The 15,108-nt window shown below is 68.0% G+C and carries 15 protein-coding genes; 10 read left to right on the top strand and 5 right to left on the bottom strand.

Features of this window, described 5'->3' with window-relative positions:
• Positions 1–2 precede the first annotated feature (2 nt).
• The 7 genes from AC1MFI_RS05830 (at position 3) to AC1MFI_RS05800 (ending at position 6,705) form a co-directional block, all read left to right on the top strand.
• Complete coding sequence (locus tag AC1MFI_RS05830; RefSeq protein ID WP_479820172.1) at positions 3–875, top strand: DUF2382 domain-containing protein; 873 nt, start codon at positions 3–5, stop codon at positions 873–875.
• A 471-nt stretch (positions 876–1,346) separates the two neighbouring features.
• Positions 1,347–2,102: a GAF and ANTAR domain-containing protein gene (locus AC1MFI_RS05825; RefSeq protein WP_479820171.1), complete on the top strand. Its 756-nt coding sequence runs from the start codon at positions 1,347–1,349 to the stop codon at positions 2,100–2,102.
• A gap of 654 nt (positions 2,103–2,756) precedes the next feature.
• The gene (locus AC1MFI_RS05820; protein WP_479820170.1) at positions 2,757–3,302 is read left to right on the top strand and encodes a GAF and ANTAR domain-containing protein; all 546 of its coding nucleotides are present in this window, start codon (positions 2,757–2,759) and stop codon (positions 3,300–3,302) included.
• 187 nt (positions 3,303–3,489) lie between these two features.
• Positions 3,490–3,771 carry a hypothetical protein gene (locus tag AC1MFI_RS05815; protein WP_479820169.1) on the top strand — a complete coding sequence of 94 codons (282 nt, stop codon included), beginning with the start codon at positions 3,490–3,492 and terminating at the stop codon, positions 3,769–3,771.
• 209 nt (positions 3,772–3,980) lie between these two features.
• Positions 3,981–4,652 (top strand): PAS and ANTAR domain-containing protein, encoded by a 672-nt coding sequence (locus AC1MFI_RS05810; protein ID WP_479820168.1) that lies wholly within the window; start codon positions 3,981–3,983, stop codon positions 4,650–4,652.
• Positions 4,653–4,739: 87 nt separating this feature from the next.
• On the top strand, positions 4,740–5,972 hold the full coding sequence (locus tag AC1MFI_RS05805) for a saccharopine dehydrogenase family protein (RefSeq protein WP_479820167.1): 1,233 nt from the start codon (positions 4,740–4,742) through the stop codon (positions 5,970–5,972).
• A gap of 514 nt (positions 5,973–6,486) precedes the next feature.
• Complete coding sequence (locus AC1MFI_RS05800; RefSeq protein WP_479820166.1) at positions 6,487–6,705, top strand: ANTAR domain-containing protein; 219 nt, start codon at positions 6,487–6,489, stop codon at positions 6,703–6,705.
• A 55-nt stretch (positions 6,706–6,760) separates the two neighbouring features.
• On the opposite strand, the gene AC1MFI_RS05795 is transcribed toward AC1MFI_RS05800, so the two are convergent.
• From AC1MFI_RS05795 to AC1MFI_RS05785, 3 genes are all read right to left on the bottom strand, one after another.
• On the bottom strand, positions 6,761–8,068 hold the full coding sequence (locus tag AC1MFI_RS05795) for a hemolysin family protein (protein WP_479820165.1): 1,308 nt from the start codon (positions 8,066–8,068) through the stop codon (positions 6,761–6,763).
• A gap of 224 nt (positions 8,069–8,292) precedes the next feature.
• Positions 8,293–9,228, bottom strand: a complete 936-nt coding sequence (locus AC1MFI_RS05790; RefSeq protein ID WP_479820164.1) for an NmrA family NAD(P)-binding protein — start codon at positions 9,226–9,228, stop codon at positions 8,293–8,295.
• Positions 9,225–9,830 (bottom strand): MarR family winged helix-turn-helix transcriptional regulator, encoded by a 606-nt coding sequence (locus AC1MFI_RS05785; RefSeq protein ID WP_479820163.1) that lies wholly within the window; start codon positions 9,828–9,830, stop codon positions 9,225–9,227. Before AC1MFI_RS05785 ends, AC1MFI_RS05790 begins: the two co-directional genes overlap by 4 nt.
• Positions 9,831–9,935: 105 nt before the next feature.
• On the opposite strand from AC1MFI_RS05785, the gene AC1MFI_RS05780 reads away from it, so the two are divergent.
• Positions 9,936–11,153, top strand: a complete 1,218-nt coding sequence (locus AC1MFI_RS05780; RefSeq protein ID WP_479820162.1) for an epoxide hydrolase family protein — start codon at positions 9,936–9,938, stop codon at positions 11,151–11,153.
• Positions 11,154–11,168: 15 nt separating this feature from the next.
• Here AC1MFI_RS05780 and AC1MFI_RS05775 read toward each other — a convergent pair whose 3' ends face one another.
• The gene (locus tag AC1MFI_RS05775; protein WP_479820161.1) at positions 11,169–12,530 is read right to left on the bottom strand and encodes an MATE family efflux transporter; all 1,362 of its coding nucleotides are present in this window, start codon (positions 12,528–12,530) and stop codon (positions 11,169–11,171) included.
• Positions 12,531–12,610: 80 nt separating this feature from the next.
• On the opposite strand from AC1MFI_RS05775, the gene AC1MFI_RS05770 reads away from it, so the two are divergent.
• Both AC1MFI_RS05770 and AC1MFI_RS05765 read left to right on the top strand, forming a co-directional pair.
• Positions 12,611–12,964, top strand: coding sequence for a hypothetical protein (locus tag AC1MFI_RS05770; RefSeq protein ID WP_479820160.1), 354 nt, complete (start codon positions 12,611–12,613; stop codon positions 12,962–12,964).
• A gap of 168 nt (positions 12,965–13,132) precedes the next feature.
• Positions 13,133–14,233 (top strand): S1C family serine protease, encoded by a 1,101-nt coding sequence (locus AC1MFI_RS05765; RefSeq protein ID WP_479820159.1) that lies wholly within the window; start codon positions 13,133–13,135, stop codon positions 14,231–14,233.
• Positions 14,234–14,307: 74 nt separating this feature from the next.
• Here AC1MFI_RS05765 and AC1MFI_RS05760 read toward each other — a convergent pair whose 3' ends face one another.
• A complete protein-coding gene (locus tag AC1MFI_RS05760; RefSeq protein ID WP_479820158.1) occupies positions 14,308–15,045 on the bottom strand; it encodes an ANTAR domain-containing protein in 738 nt (245 codons plus the stop codon).
• Positions 15,046–15,108 lie beyond the last annotated feature (63 nt).

The following is a 15,108-nucleotide window of genomic DNA, read 5'->3' as shown; positions in this document are numbered from 1 at the left end:
CCATGCTTACGCAGAACGACATCGACACCATCCTCTCAGGCCACGGTCACGTCCTGGACAGCAATGGCGCAAAGATCGGCTCCATCGGCCAGGTGTACCTGGACGACCAGACCGAAGACCCGAGCTGGGTCACCGTCAAGACCGGCCTGTTCGGTACCTCCGAGTCCTTCGCGCCGCTGCAGGGCGCGAACGTCAAGGGCGACGACGTGACCATCGCCTACTCCAAGGAGCAGGTCAAGGACGCGCCCCGCGTGGAGTCCGACGGCCAGATCACCCCCGAGGAAGAAGACCGCCTCTACCGCCACTACGAGCTCTCCGGCCACACCGGAGCCTCCGGCAACATCGACTCGGACACGGCAGGTATGACTACGGGTACGACCACCGCGACGACAGGGACCGGGTTCGAGCCTGGTTTCCAGGCCGGCGACGAGCGTCACGACCGCAAGGACACCGTTGGTCACGACACCTCCGGTCCGACCACCGATGACGCGATGACCCGCTCGGAGGAGCAGCTCCACGTCGGCACCGAGCGCCGCGAGGTTGGCAAGGCCCGCCTGCGCAAGTATGTCGTCACCGAGAACGTCACCAAGACCGTCCCGGTGACGCACGAAGAGGTCCGCATCGAGCGCGAGCCCATCACCAACGCCAACCGCGGAGACGCCTACGACGGTCCCGCGATCAGCGACGAGGAACACGAAGTCATCCTCCACGCCGAACGCCCCGTTGTGGAGAAGGAAGCCGTCGCCGTCGAACGCGTCCGCCTCGACAAGGAAACCGTCACCGAGCAGGAGACCGTCACCAGCGACGTCCGCAACGAACAGATCGAATTCATCGACGCCGACGACACCACCGACACCACCGACCGACGCCACTAGTTCCTGGCGGGCTGATCGGTTGACCAGGTGATGTAGTGGGGCGCTGCGCAGGCAGCGCCCCACTACACCTGGAGAGCCGATCACCTTCTGCTGACGATCCGGTCCTGCAGGCGGCCGGCGGGTCATCCGGTTATGGGCCCTCAGGGACGACCGCCTTCCACCCCTCCTCCGGGTCCGGCGCACATCTGCGATGCCGCCTGACAGCGAGCCTCCGTCCCATCAGATCCTCCGGCGCACGGCAGGTTGGACAGCTCGTACGGGCGGCTCGTGGCTGATCTTGCGGCCGGCATTGCAATGGCCCTCTCTGGGACGCCACTGGATGAGATCCCGGGATGGGCTGCTGGAATGAGTTACTGAGACGGGTCCTGAGCGGGGCGGTGATGTGGAATGCCGTAACATTCTGTGGGCTTGTGGATAGGCCATTGGTTGAGCAGCAAGCCTTGGACCTTCTGATACGTGGACGAGGAATTGATGCCGGACGAGAATGAACTGGCCCGTGAGGCCGAGCGGGATACCTTTACCGCCCAGCTGCAGAACATGGTGCTCGAAAGCAGTGACGTCCAGGAATTCCTGACCGGGCTGGTCACCGTCGCGGCCGAAGCGTTCACCGGGCCATACGGGGACGTGTTCTGCGGGATCACACTGTTGCGGCCGCGCTCGATGATCACCGTGGCCAGCAGCAGCGAAAGGGCGCAGCAGGTCGATGAGGTGCAGTACGGGTTCGACGACGGACCTTGTCTGCGCGCGGCCCGCGAGGGCGTGACCATCCACATCTCCGACTTCCTGACCGAGACGCGGTTCCCGGAGTACCGCGAGGCGATCGCCTCTTACGGACTGCGATCGGCGCTGGGGATACCGATACGCCTGGACGAGGGGGCTGCCGCCGGCCTGGACTTCTACTCCACCGAACCCGGAACCTTCGACGCCACGGGCATCCAGGTCGCGGAGAGACTCGCCCGCGACGCATCCCAGTCCCTACGCCTGGCGGTGCGCGTCGCAAGACTTACCGATGCAGCCGCGAACATGCGGGCAGCCATGGAATCACGCACCAGCATCGACATGGCCATCGGGGCGATCATGGCGCAGAACCGATGCGGCCAGGAAGAAGCGACTGCCATCCTGCGTCGCGCTTCCACCAACCGGAACGTGAAGCTTCGCGACCTCTCCGTCGACATCCTCGGCTCACTCGGACAGCACAAACGTGTCACCACCCACTTCGAAACCTGACCGCGGACCGATGGACTGGTTCCCCTGCCTTTGACGCCTCCCCCACCGTCCACGTCAGAGCTGACGTGAGAGCGGCGTGAACATGGGTGCGGCCGGAGACCACGGCCGGGCGTATCGACGGCGTCTACTTTCACCCCGGGGTTGTCCCATCACCGTGACGAGCGCACGAGGAAACAGTGCCGCCCGCTGCTCGTCGACAGAACAAGCACCTACCTCTGCCAGGTAGTGGGCCTCCAAAGCCCTCCTACCGCGTGGGGCGTATCCTGAGGAGAGAAGGACTCGTATGGGTCCTTCGCCTTTGTTCTTCTCGATGATGCCCGCTGTTCTGACAGACGGGGCGCATCCTTTGGTCGGACCCGGACCCCTCGAAGGGGGCAGGATGAACGACCACGACCCTTCTTCCTCATCCGATTTCTCATCCGGAGACCATTCCGGGTCGGACGCTGACGCGTTCGATGCGTCCCCGCCACAGGATTCCCTGGAGGGCGCTTTCACCCGCGTCGCCCAGCACGCTGCCGAGCTGCTGTCCGTGAACGGCGCCACCGTCCTGTGCGGGGTCACGTTCCTCAGGGCAGGACAGGCCGGAACGGTCGTCAGCAACAACGACACAGCCCGGATGGTCGATGAGATCCAGTACCGGTACAACGAAGGCGCGTGCCTCACCGCAGCCCGGACCGGGCACCTCGTCCACCTCCCCGACATCACCACCACGGACACCCCCCCGCCCCGACCATCTCCTGGGACGACGCCTCCCGGCCTGACTACACGCCGGCCTGCAGGCCGGACTACACGTCAGAGGCTGGTAAGGCGTATCGCGAGGCCCTGCTCGGCGCCGGCATCGCCTGTGTCCTGGCCGTTCCCGTGGACCTCACCGAGGACACCCGGTGCGCCCTGAACTTCTATTCCACCGTTCCGCACGCCTTCACCCCGACCGCCGTGATTCTCGCGAAGCGCTTCGCCACCGACAGCGCCTCCGCGCTGCTCCATGCCGCCCAGACGGTGGAACTGGCCGGCGGCATGCAGGACCTTGCCGCGGCCTTCCAGTCCCGGGTAGTCATCGACGTCGCCGTCGGCCTGGTCATGGCCCGCTACACCTGCACCCGCGAACAAGCCCTCCGCCTCCTCATCACAGCCGCAGCGGAACGCTCCGTCAGCGTCCACAGCATCGCCGACGGCATCCTCACCACCACATCCCCCTGACCACGCCCTGTACTACCCGTCCGACCCGGACCGGGCGACCACTCGCCCCGCTTTCTCCCCGCTTCGACCTCATTGCGCAAGACCTGCACCCGGTGCCCGGTCACTCCACCTGTTCGTGCTGGTTCGCCTACCGTGAGGTCAAGGCCTCCGGCCGGGACCAGCGATGAGGAAGGAAACGGGTGAGCCAATGACCGACCCGCTTCATGCACCGCCGGCCAGGACGGCAACTCCGCCCATCCCGGCCGACCCGCATCTTCCGGTCCCCCCCGCCGGCCGGGACCACCCCGCCCTTCCCGGATTGGGCCACCTAGGGCTCGGCCCGTCCCAGGTGTGGTCCGAGTACTTCAGTCTCGGCGGCAATCTTGACCACTTCGCCATCGAGGCGTACCTCCACGGGATCGCGGGCCTCCCTCCAGGGGACGAGGACATCATCGTTCAGGCCCTCTGGGAACTCCGCCAGCAACCCTGACCTCACTGCGGACGGGCAGACGGCACGGAGATCCTCCTGCCAAGCTGACCATGACCTGCGTCCAAGGTCCTGGATGCCGGTCGGGTCGCTGTGAACGGCCTTCCTTTCACCGTGGTCGAACGGGTATCCATGGTGTTGCCCGTTGGTATTGTTCGGGGTGAACGGGGTTATGAAGCCAGCCTCGCGAGATCCACAGACAGTCGTGCCTCATGCCGCCCTTCCCCCCGCCATCGTTCGAGGAGATGCCCGCACCGGGTCCCGGCATCCCGGAGCCCTTCAGCATCTTCGAGAACTGCCCCACCGGCACCTTCCAGTACACCTACGCGACTGATGCCTTCCAGTGGTCCGACGAGATGTACACGATGCAGGGATACAGGCCCGGCGAGATCGTTCCGACCTATGAGCTCGGCCAAGGTCACGTCCACCCCGACATGCGCGACAAGAGCGCCGCGTTCTGGTCCGAGGTCACCGAACACGGCGGGCCCCTGTCCGCCTACCTCACCCTCCGGGACACCAAGGGCAAGGACCTTCAGGTGCTGGTCGTCGGGGACCAGATCATCAGCGACGGCACTCCCACCGGAGTATGGGGACTCATGATCGACCTGTCCCACTCCATCCACGCCGACTCCCACCGCCTCGCCGACGAAGCAGTCGCCGCGTCCATCGTCAGGCGAACCGTCATCGATCAGGCCAAAGGCATCCTCGCCGGCCACCTCGGCATCAGTACCGACGAAGCATTCCGCATCATCAGCCAACACAGCCAGGACACCAACCAGAAGGTCAAGACGATCGCCGAGGACATCCTTGCCAAAGCCCCCACCCGGATCCATCGTTCCCACACCGCACTCGAGCAGGCACGCACCTTTCTCCGAAATCTCTAACGCCCGTCGACTGCCAGAACCTTCAGCTACAGGAGAGGTAGGCGCTTCTCGGTGTCGGGCCGGGCGCTGCCATGGAAGACTGCTGGCATGGAGGCCCCAGCACGCGATCACGACCTCGTCCTCTTCGGCGCTACCGGATTCGTCGGTGAACTGATCGCCGGATACCTTGCGGACCACGCTCCGGCGGACCTGCGCGTGGGACTCGCGGGGAGGTCGAGGGTGAAGCTCGAAGCGGTGCGGTCGAGGCTGCCCGCCGCCGCACAGGACTGGGCCCTCATCGAGGCGGACTCGGAGCACCCTGACTCGCTCGCCGCGCTGGCCGCGGGCACCCGGGTGCTCTTCACCACGGTGGGTCCCTACGCGAAGTACGGGTTGCCGGTTGTCGAGGCGTGTGCCCGCGCCGGCACCCATTACGGGGACCTGACGGGCGAGGTGTCCTTCGTCCGCGAAGCCATCGACCGTTGCGACGCCCTGGCAAGGACTACCGGTGCACGGATCGTCCACGCGTGCGGCTACGACTCCGTCCCGTCGGACCTCGCGGTGCTCCTCCTGCACCAGGCCGCGGAGGCCGACGGCGCGGGGGGACTGACGGAGGTGCAGCTCGTCGCCAGGGCGAAGGGCGGCTTCAGCGGCGGCACCATCGAGTCCATGCGCGGACAGCTCGACGGCGCGCGGTCGGACCCTGTGCTGCGATCGCTCGCGGGCGATCCCTACTCCCTCAGTCCGGACCGGACGGCGGAGCCCCCGACCCGGCAGCCGAAGGACCTGGGGTGGGTCGGCCGGTCGGAGGACGGCCTGTGGGCCGCGCCCTTCATCATGGCGTCGGCGAACACGCGGATAGTGCGTCGCAGCAACGCACTGCAGGGTTGGGCCTACGGCCGGGGCCTGCGGTACGACGAGGTGATGGGTATGGGGCACGGGCCGGCCGGCGCAGCCATCGCCGCGGCGACGGCGCTCGGCCTACGGGTGTTCGCGGCCGCACTGGCCATACCTCCCACGAGGAAATTGCTGGACAGCGTCCTTCCGTCGTCCGGTGCGGGCCCGGACGAGGCAGCGCGGCGCTCAGGCTGGTTCCGTTCCCAGGTGACCGCTTCTACTGGGAGCGGCAGGCGGTACCGGGCGGTCGTGGCCGGGCCGGGCGACCCCGGATATGCCGCCACCGCCGTCATGGCCGGGGAGGCAGCGCTCTCCCTGGCCCTCGACGGCGCCCGCCTGCCGCCCGCCGCAGGATCGCTGACCCCGGCGGCCGCCCTCGGCGACGTCCTGGTGGAGCGGCTGCGCGCGGCAGGCCATACGTATGAGGTCATGTCCCTCACGTGAGGTGCTGGGCGTACCGGGCGCACCGGCGGCGACTCCTGGTGGGCTGTGAGTGCGGGATCGCGTATTTGATGAGAAATGGCATACTGGGGGCGCGTTCTGGATACCACGTATCGTGATCTGAACACAGCTTCGGGGTTCGCGTCACGTGCACTCCTGGCGCCCGATGCGCGGCCTGTAGCAGAGCGGGCCTGCCAGCCCGGCGGGAGGGACTACCATCCCGCCTTACTCAAGCAGGTTGACCATGCCAGCAGACGACCCCCGCATGCCGCTACCGGATCCTTCCCGGTCATGGGTCGGCACACGCCCCCTTCCACCTGTGGAGAGCTTCGTGAATGACCTTGCGGTGCCTGCCGTCACGGACGCCGTCGAGTATCGACCACCCGCGTCCTCACGAGGTCTCTCCGCTCGAAAAGGCGTTGCTGCGGTATCACAACCGGGTTCGGACCCAGCACGTGAAGCCGGCCCTGACGGTCCTACGGCAGAACTACGCCTGGTTGTGCAACGCCTGACGGAGGTGAACGAGAAGGTGGAGCACCTCACCCGAGCGATCCAGAGCCGGGACGTGATCGGGCAGGCCAAGGGAATCCTGATGGAACGGTATCGAATCACCGGCGAACAGGCATTCGAGCTGCTGGTCGCGACGAGTTCGGCCAGCAACAGCAAGCTGGCCGCCGTCGCCGCTCACCTCACAGCCACAGGAGTTCTGGAGCAGCCACCGCAGCCCCGACCGTGATGCCCCTGATTCCGTCGCTGCCGGACGGCTCGGCAGAGGAAGTCCTGCCCACTGGTCAGGGCCCTTCCTGCTCGTCATGAGGTTGCGTTCCTGCCGGTATCACGAGGATTTCGGCAATGCGCCGCCGATCGATGCTCACGACCTGGAGGGTCGCGCCCCCCACGTCGACCGTGTCTCCCGGTGTCGCGAGCCGGCCGAGGCGATCGAGGACATAACCGGCGACCGTGTCCCAGGTGCCGCGTGGCAGTTCGATCCCGGTGGTCTCGGCGAAGTCCTGCAAATTCAGTCGCCCGTCCACGATGCCCCCACCATCGGTGAGCTTGATGGGCGCGGCATCGGTGTCGTACTCGTCGAAGATCTCGCCCACGACTTCCTCGACGAGGTCCTCCAACGTGACGATGCCGTCGGTGCCACCGTACTCGTCGATGACGACGGCGATGTGCGTGTTCCGGGCGCGGAGCCTTGTGAGTGTCGGCAGAACACGAGCGGTAGCGGGCAGGTACGGGATCGGCCGGAGGATCTGCGCCAGGGGCGCGCTCCGGTCGTGCGCGGCGGCGTCATACAGGTCCCGTACGTGCACGAAGCCGGTGATGTCGTCGATGGACTGGTCCACAACCGGGTACCGGGAGAACGGCAGGTCCACGATGCGGGAAATCGCCTCACCGACGGTGTCGCTGCTGGGAATGGCGACGACTTCGGGCCGGGGACGCATCACTTCGCTGATCTGCCGGTCGCGCAGTGAGAGGACGTCGTCCAGGATGCGGCGTTCGTCCTCGGGCAGCCCTTCATGGCTGATGACGATGTCGCGGAGTTCCTCCTCGGTCATTTCTTCGCTCCTGCGGTGCGGGTCGCCTCCGAGCAGACGGACGACCGCGTTCGTCGACACGGACAGCAACCAGATGACCGGACGCATCAGTACCGCGAAACCGTTGAGCACCGGCGCCACCGCGTAAGCGAACTGCGCATTGCGTTGAATCGCCAGGCGTTTCGGTGCGAGTTCACCGAGGACGAGCGAGAGGTAGGCGACAACCAGGGTGAGCAGGATCGTGGCAAGGGTGAGGGCAGCCGCCTCGCCCAGTCCGAGCGACACCAGCAAGGGTGCGACGGAGGGGGCGATCGACGAAGCCCCGTACGCGGCCGATGCGAACCCGGCGACCGTCACTCCGATCTGCACCGCTGACAGGAACCGGTTCGGATTGCGCGCGAGCGCGGCGACCTTCTCGCCCCGCTTCCCACGCTGTGCTATCGCATTGACCTGACTGTCCCGAAGCGTCACCAGCGCCATCTCCGTCGCGGCGAACACGCCACCGATGAGGACGAACACCACGACCAGAGCGATGTTCAGCACCAGGTCACCGCTCATTCGGCCACCTCAGGGGCAGGAGGCCGGCCCGGCCTCCGCCGGGCGCCGGGTCTATCGCAGTCGGACGAGGTGTCAGGGGAACGGCTCATACCTCCACTCTAGGAAAGGGAAGCCACACCGGTCGACCTGAGGCCCAGGAAGCTGCACCTCACGCTCGGTGGTGGAGGGGACGGACACGGGGCGGCGGCTGCAGGGGGCGGGGTGGGGTGTGGCTGCGGACCGAGCTAAGCAGCCGTCGCCGTCGTCGGCCCCTGGCCGCCGTTCGTCACGTGCGCCTCGAGGACGTCGCGGGTGCCCGTCCAGACCTGCGGCCCGTAGCGGTCGTTGTCCACGTGGTGCAGCTGGGCCTCGCCACTGAACATGCTGACGAAGTACTGCATGCCCTGCCAGGCGGGAAACGCCGCCTCCTCGTCCGCTGACACGCGCCGCCCGATCCTGGCCATACCCGACAGCATGCCCGTGGTGCCGGCCCACTGGGTGGTGAACGGAACACCGGTGAGTTCGGTCATGATCCGCGCGATGCCCCGGGCCGTCACACGGTCCCCCGCCACCTCGACGAAGCGGGGCGCCGTGGCGTCGAGGGCCACGTGCGCGACGGTGCGGGCCACGTCGTCCTTGGTGGTGAAGTCCAGTAGCTGGTCCGGCGAGGACCAGTAGAGGACCTTGTGCCGCCTGAACAGGATCATCGGAGCCTGTCCGGTCAGCATGTCCGTGAAGGCGCCGTTGAGCACGGACGTGGCGCGGAGCGGCGCGGCATCGAGGTCGGCGGCGAACTCCCGACGCAGCTCGAAGTTGCGGTTGCTGCCCGGTGTGACACGGCGATAATCAGCCGAGTAATCGGACGGGATGAAGCGTGCCATGCCGGCCTCGACGGCCGCCGCCAGCAGCGCCCGCTGGGCGCCGAGGATGACGGAGCGCGCACCGCTGACCGCGGACACGACGACGTCGGCGCCGGCGAGAACACCGACGAGGCCGGCGTGGTCCGTGTAGGCGGCCTCGCGAATCTCCAGGCGATCACGCTCCCCGTGCATGGCGTGCGCGGTCGTACCGCCCGGGCGGGTCAGGACACGGACGAAGACTGCGGGGTCGGCGGCGAGCAGGTCGCGGACGATCCGGTGGCCGAGGTCACCGGTGGCTCCGGCGACGAGGACGGTGGTCATGATGAGGTGCTCTTCTCTGTGGAGGTGGTGTCGCGGAGGTCGGCACGACGTCGGCGGGCTGAGAGGTGGGGTGCGGCCACCGGCTGTTCGGTACCGGCGACGACCCCGATGCACGACTCCACCGCACCGGAGTCCAGGGCGACGCGGGCCATGAGGCGGCGCAGCTGCTCCTGTTCCTGCGGGCTGAGGTTCCTCATCAGCTGGCCTTCCACCCCGCGGAGTGCTGCCCGCGCCGCGTCGAGGAGGGCACGGCCCTGATTCGTCGGGAGGACCTGACGGATGCGGCGATCCCGTGGATCGGGCCGGCGTTCGACCAAGGACGCACCCTCGAGGGCATCGACGACGTAGACCATCGCCGTCTTGTCGATGCCGAGCCGTTGCGCGAGGACGAGCTGCGACGTCGGCGCCTCGGTCGTGATGGCGACCAGCACCTGGTATCCCCGCGGCCCACCGGGTACGTCCGCCACGGCACCGGTCGCGATCCGGGCGAAGCCCTGCGACATCGCCTGCAGCGACCACCCGAGTTCCGTCTCGATGCCCCCGGCATCCCAGTCGATGCTGGATGGCTCCAGGGGTCGGTCCGATGACGGCGAAGCAGGCATACCTCGAATCGTACCAAGAAGAGATCGTCTTAGAGGGAGACGATCTGTGATTATGATGATCGGTATCCACCGGTCGGCGCGCCCGACCCCAACCCGAAGGTCGCCATGCCCGACATCCAGCCCTCCATGACCGCTGAACGCCCCTCCAGCGGAGCCCCCGACATCACGCCATTCCGACTGCACGTCCCGGAGGTCGAGCTCGAAGACCTCCGCCGACGCATCCTGTCCACTCGCTGGCCCGACCGCGAGACCGTACCGGACACCTCCCAGGGCCCTCGGCTGGAGAAGCTCCAGGCCCTGGCCGGCCACTGGGCTTCCGCCTACGACTGGCGCCGGGCGGAGGCACTGCTCAACGCGTGGGGCCAGTTCACCACCAGCATCGATGGCCTGGACATCCACTTCCTGCACGTCCGATCTTCGGTGCCCGGAGCGCGGGCGTTGCTACTGACCCATGGATGGCCCGGTTCCGTCCTGGAGTTCCGTCACGTCATCGGGCCACTGACGGATCCCGAGGCCTACGGCGGGTCCGCGGCGGACGCGTTCGACGTCGTCATCCCCAGCCTGCCCGGATTCGGTTTCTCCGGTAAGCCCACCGGGGCCGGCTGGAACACCCGGCGGACAGCCAGGGCGTGGGCCGTCCTCATGGACCGCCTCGGGTACGCGCGGTGGTTCGCGCAGGGCGGCGACCTCGGAGCATCCGTCACGGCCGAACTCGCCGCATTGCAGGAGCGTGAGGACGTGGGCCTCGCCGGCATCCACCTGAACATGGCCCTCTTCATGCCTTCCGAGGAGGAGATGCGTTCGGCCTCCGAGGAGGAGCAGGCGATGCTGCAGGAGGGCCGGTACTACTGGCAGAGCCTCTCCGCGTACTCGCAGCAGATGTCCACCCGGCCCCAAACCATCGGGTACCCGCTCGCCGACTCGCCCATCGGCCTGGCGGCCTGGATCTACGCGATGTTCCAGGACGTCGGTGGTACCCACGACAGACACGGGAACGCCGAGGCGCTCTTCAGTCTCGACGAGATGATCGACGACATCATGCTCTACTGGCTTCCCAACACCGCGGCATCGGCTGCGCGCATGTACTGGGAGGCGGGCAGGAACGGCTGGGCCAATCCCGGGACGCTCGAGGAACCCCTCACCCTCCCCGTGGGGCTCAGCATCATGCCCGGCGAGTACATCCGCCGGTCGCGCCGCTGGGCGGAGCGGCGATACACGAACCTGGTGCACTTCGCCGAGGTGGCGGACGGCGGCCACTTCGCCCTGCTCGAGCAACCCCGGCTACTCGTCGACGACATCCGGGCCACCTTCCGCACGCTCTGATGGCCACCAGGGCGGCTACGCTCCGCGGACCGCCCTGGCCCGCGTCGCACCCGTCACCATCCACCGGTCGTCGCGGACACGCCACCCGAGCGTGCCCGCTCGAGCGAGCATGTAGCCGATGCCGAAGGCGAGCCACAACCACACCGTCCCCTCGCTCCCCGTCAGGTCCGCCAGGCCGACCAGGACCAGCAGCGGCAGGTAGGCCACGAGGTTCACGACGCCGGCGATCGCGAGGTACCGTGCATCACCGGCTCCGATGAGGACGCCGTCGAGCACGAAGACGAACCCGCAGACAGGCTGGGAGGCCGCGAGCACCCACAGCCCGGCCGCGAACGCCGACTGGACCGCCGGATCCGTGGTGAAGATCCAGCCCACGAAGGGCGCCACGGCGGCGAGCAGGCACCCCGTGATCACCCCGAACCCCACGCCCCACGTGATCATGCGACGCGTGAGTGCCCTGGCGAGTGGCCGGTTCCCCGACCCCAGCTCCTTCCCGATGAGGGCCTGTGCGGCGATGGCCAAGGCATCCAGCGCGAAGGCGAGGAAGGTGAAGACCGTCATGACGAGCTGGTGCGAGGCAAGGCTCAGGGGGCCCTGTGCCGTCGCCACGAAGACGGTGGCGAGGATGGCCACGCGCAGGGACAGGGTGCGCAGCATGAGCCACGAACCTATGGCCGCAGTGCTTCGGACGCCATGCAGCGAGGGTCGGAGGGGAATCCGTTCCCGTCGGGAGGAGCGCGCGATCATGACGAGGTACACGACCGCCATGCCCCACTGCGCGAGGCTCGTTCCCAGGGCGGAACCGGCGACCGATAGCCCGGCGCCGTAGACGAGCAGGTAGTTGAGCACGATGTTGACGCCGAACCCCGCGCCCGCGACGAGGAGCGGAGTGCGTGTGTCCTGCAGTCCGCGCAGCACGCCGGCCGCGGCGAGCACCACCAGCATGGCGGTGAGCCCGGGCATGGACCAGCGGAGGTAGTCGACCGCGAACGCGTGCACGGCGCCCTCGGCACCCAGGAGCTCGGCCAGCCGGGGCGCCGCCACCCATCCCACGGCGGACAGGAGGACGCCGAGGACGACGGCGAGGCCCACGCCGTCGCGCCCTGCTGCGAGCGCCTCGGGAAGGCGCCCGGCTCCGAGGAGGCGGGCGACCACGGGAGTGGTGGAATAGGCGAGGAAGACCATGAGCCCGACCGCCGTCTGCAGCACCGTGGACGCGAGGCCCACGCCCGCGAGCTCGTCGACACCGAGGTGCCCGACGATCGCCGAATCGGCGAGCAGGAAGAGCGGCTCGGCGATCAGGGCCCCCAGTGCCGGCACTGCGAGCCGCAGGATACTGCGGCTGAGCTGACGATTGCTGGGCAGGGTCTCATGCACTCGACCAGCCTAGGCGTGCCGGCGGCAGGGCCTAAGCTGGGGGGAAGCCCGAACCGCCCGCGAGGACACCCAGGGGAGTCATGAAACTCGGTGTGAAGCAGTATCTGGCAGGACTGGTCCTGCTGTTCATCAGCACCCTCTTCGTTCCACAGGCCGTCTCGGATTTCGCGCGTGCCGAGTCGACGGGCACGCCGGCGCCGTCGGAAGCACCCCTGCTGCTGGCCATCGGGATCCTGATCATCCTGGTTGCCGCGGCCTGCATCGGCTGGGGCTACTGGCTCACGCATCGCAGGGGCGCGCCGCGCAGGTCGAATCCCGAGGACGATCCCGACGAGCCGCTGCTACGCCCCGGTTACGGGTCGGACACCCCCGGGCGGGAGGCGTGGCGCGAGCACCCCCTGCGCAGGCCCGACCAGGGTGACGGGCGCCCGTAGGAGCCCGCCCGGACCCCCCGGTCACGGCAGGGTTGTTCTCCCTGCCCTGTCCAACCCCGCAGTACGGATTTTTCCTCCTTGTCCGCGGGATCGTCCCCTTCGTACGGTCATGAGTAGCCCGGGGAGACCGCACGCCGGACAACAGGCCGTATCGAGGAGGATCCGCTCATGACACCGAACACCAGGACGAGGATCCCGGTCGGGGCGTTGGGCCTCGCACTTCTGCTCGCGGTGGCGGGCTGCACCGACACCGGACCCACGGACACGGCCTCCAGCGCTCCGGCGCAGGTACAGGGCGACGGGACCGGGACGTCCTCGGCGCAGTCGTCGGATTCACCCTCGGGGTCATCCGGCAGCCGGCAGGGTGACATGGCCATCCCGGAGATCGTCGAGGCGGTCGAGCCGTCCGTCGTCACCATCTTCACGGAGGACGGGCTGGGCAGTGGAGTCATCTACACAGAGGACGGGCTCATCCTCACCAACGAGCACGTGATCCGCGGCAACGAGGACGTCGAAGTGGCCTTCGCGGACGGACAGCGGGTCTCCGGCGCCGTGGAAGCCGCGGACACCGTCTCCGACCTGGCGCTCGTGCGCGCCGACCGCACCGATCTCCCCGCCGCCACCTTCCAGTCCCGCCTCCCCCGCATCGGTGAACTCGCCGTCGTTATCGGCTCCCCTCTCGGCTTCGAGAACACCGTGACGTCCGGCATCATCTCCGGATTGCACCGTGAGATTCCGGGTTCAGCCTCCACGAGCCAGTCGCTCGTCGACCTGCTCCAGACCGATGCGGCGATCAGCCCGGGCAACTCCGGAGGGGCCGTCGTGAACGGACGCGGTGAGATCATCGGCATCAGCGAGGCCTACATCCCTCCCGCACGGGGAGCCGTGGCCCTCGGCTTCGCCATCCCCGCCCCCACCGCCCTGGAGGTGGCCGAGGAACTGCGCGAGGACGGCACGGCGGAGCACGCCTTCCTGGGCCTGGCTCCCGGGGCCATCACGCCGCAGATCGTCGAGCAGCTGAACCTCGAGGAGACGACCGGCGTGGTCGTCCTCTCGGTCTCGCGGGGCGGACCGGCCGATGACGCAGGGATCCGGCCGGGTGACATCCTCACCCGGATCGGCGAGGAGGAGCTGGCGACGCCCGAGGACCTCCTGTCCGCGCTGCGCCAGCGCGATCCGGGCGAGACCGTCTCCGTCGAGACCCGGCGTGGCTCGCAGACGCAGAACGTGGACGTGCGGCTCGCGGACCGGCCGGCAGCCGAAGGCTGAGCGCTTCCACGAAACAGCAGGTCCACGCCTTCAGGCCCGTGGCTCCCCGTTCCCCGATGCGTCGGGGATGCGTCCTACTCGAAATGGGTCTTCGCTGGCCCCTGGCCGAGTGATTGCAGAACGGAGGCCGCCACATCCCGGAGCTTGATGTTCCGCGCACTCGACGCCGTCTTGAGGATGGACATCGCCGTGTCCTGGGAGCACCGGTTCTGCCCCATGATCACGCCGACCGCGAGGTCGATGGTGGTGCGGCTCTCCATCGCGGCCCGCATGTCCGCGCTCGATTCCGTCAGCCGGGCGATGCGCACGGCGAGCCGGAGCGACGCTGACACCTCCTCGGCGAACCTCTCGGCGGCGTCGATGGCCCCATCCGCGAATGCGTCGGTGAGCGGCGAGTAGAAGTTGAGGGCCGCCGTCGCATCGCCTTCCAGCGGGATGGGCACCCCGAGTGCGGACTTGATGCCGTGCTCACTGATCGCCCGGCTGTACTCGGGGAAGCGCTCCTCGGAATCGAAGTCGGCGACGTAGTGGACCTCCCCCAGCCGGGCGGCACGCAGGCATGGCCCGTCGTTGAACTCGTACTGGACCTCGTCCATCTTCTGCGCGTCAGGGCTGTTGCTCGCGACCGTCGTCCTGGTCCGCGCGCGCAGGAGCGTGACACCGCACAGGACCTCGTCGTCCGCCGCGGACAACGCGTGACCCGCGATCTTGACCAGCTTCGTCAGGAACTCCTCGACGTCGTCGCTGTCGAGGACCATGTCCTGGAGCATGCCCGAGACCGCCGGGCCCTTGTCTTTCTCGTGTTCAACCAACAGGCAGACCTTTGCATCAACCCCCGCCGTCCACGCGCGATGCTGGGCAGGGAGAAGGTGGGT

Source organism: Arthrobacter sp. BC5, assembly GCF_056680255.1.
This window is presented reverse-complemented; position numbering and strand designations above follow the sequence as displayed.

Bases quoted from the DNA above. Each gene is read 5' to 3' on its own strand.
- AC1MFI_RS05830 (WP_479820172.1), top strand. From the start codon at position 3: ATGCTTACGCAGAACGACATCGACACCATCCTCTCAGGCCACGGTCAC.
- AC1MFI_RS05825 (WP_479820171.1), top strand. From the start codon at position 1,347: ATGCCGGACGAGAATGAACTGGCCCGTGAGGCCGAGCGGGATACCTTT.
- AC1MFI_RS05815 (WP_479820169.1), top strand. From the start codon at position 3,490: ATGACCGACCCGCTTCATGCACCGCCGGCCAGGACGGCAACTCCGCCC.
- AC1MFI_RS05810 (WP_479820168.1), top strand. From the start codon at position 3,981: ATGCCGCCCTTCCCCCCGCCATCGTTCGAGGAGATGCCCGCACCGGGT.
- AC1MFI_RS05805 (WP_479820167.1), top strand. From the start codon at position 4,740: ATGGAGGCCCCAGCACGCGATCACGACCTCGTCCTCTTCGGCGCTACC.
- AC1MFI_RS05795 (WP_479820165.1), bottom strand. From the start codon at position 8,068: ATGAGCGGTGACCTGGTGCTGAACATCGCTCTGGTCGTGGTGTTCGTC.
- AC1MFI_RS05790 (WP_479820164.1), bottom strand. From the start codon at position 9,228: ATGACCACCGTCCTCGTCGCCGGAGCCACCGGTGACCTCGGCCACCGG.
- AC1MFI_RS05785 (WP_479820163.1), bottom strand. From the start codon at position 9,830: ATGCCTGCTTCGCCGTCATCGGACCGACCCCTGGAGCCATCCAGCATC.
- AC1MFI_RS05780 (WP_479820162.1), top strand. From the start codon at position 9,936: ATGCCCGACATCCAGCCCTCCATGACCGCTGAACGCCCCTCCAGCGGA.
- AC1MFI_RS05770 (WP_479820160.1), top strand. From the start codon at position 12,611: ATGAAACTCGGTGTGAAGCAGTATCTGGCAGGACTGGTCCTGCTGTTC.
- AC1MFI_RS05765 (WP_479820159.1), top strand. From the start codon at position 13,133: ATGACACCGAACACCAGGACGAGGATCCCGGTCGGGGCGTTGGGCCTC.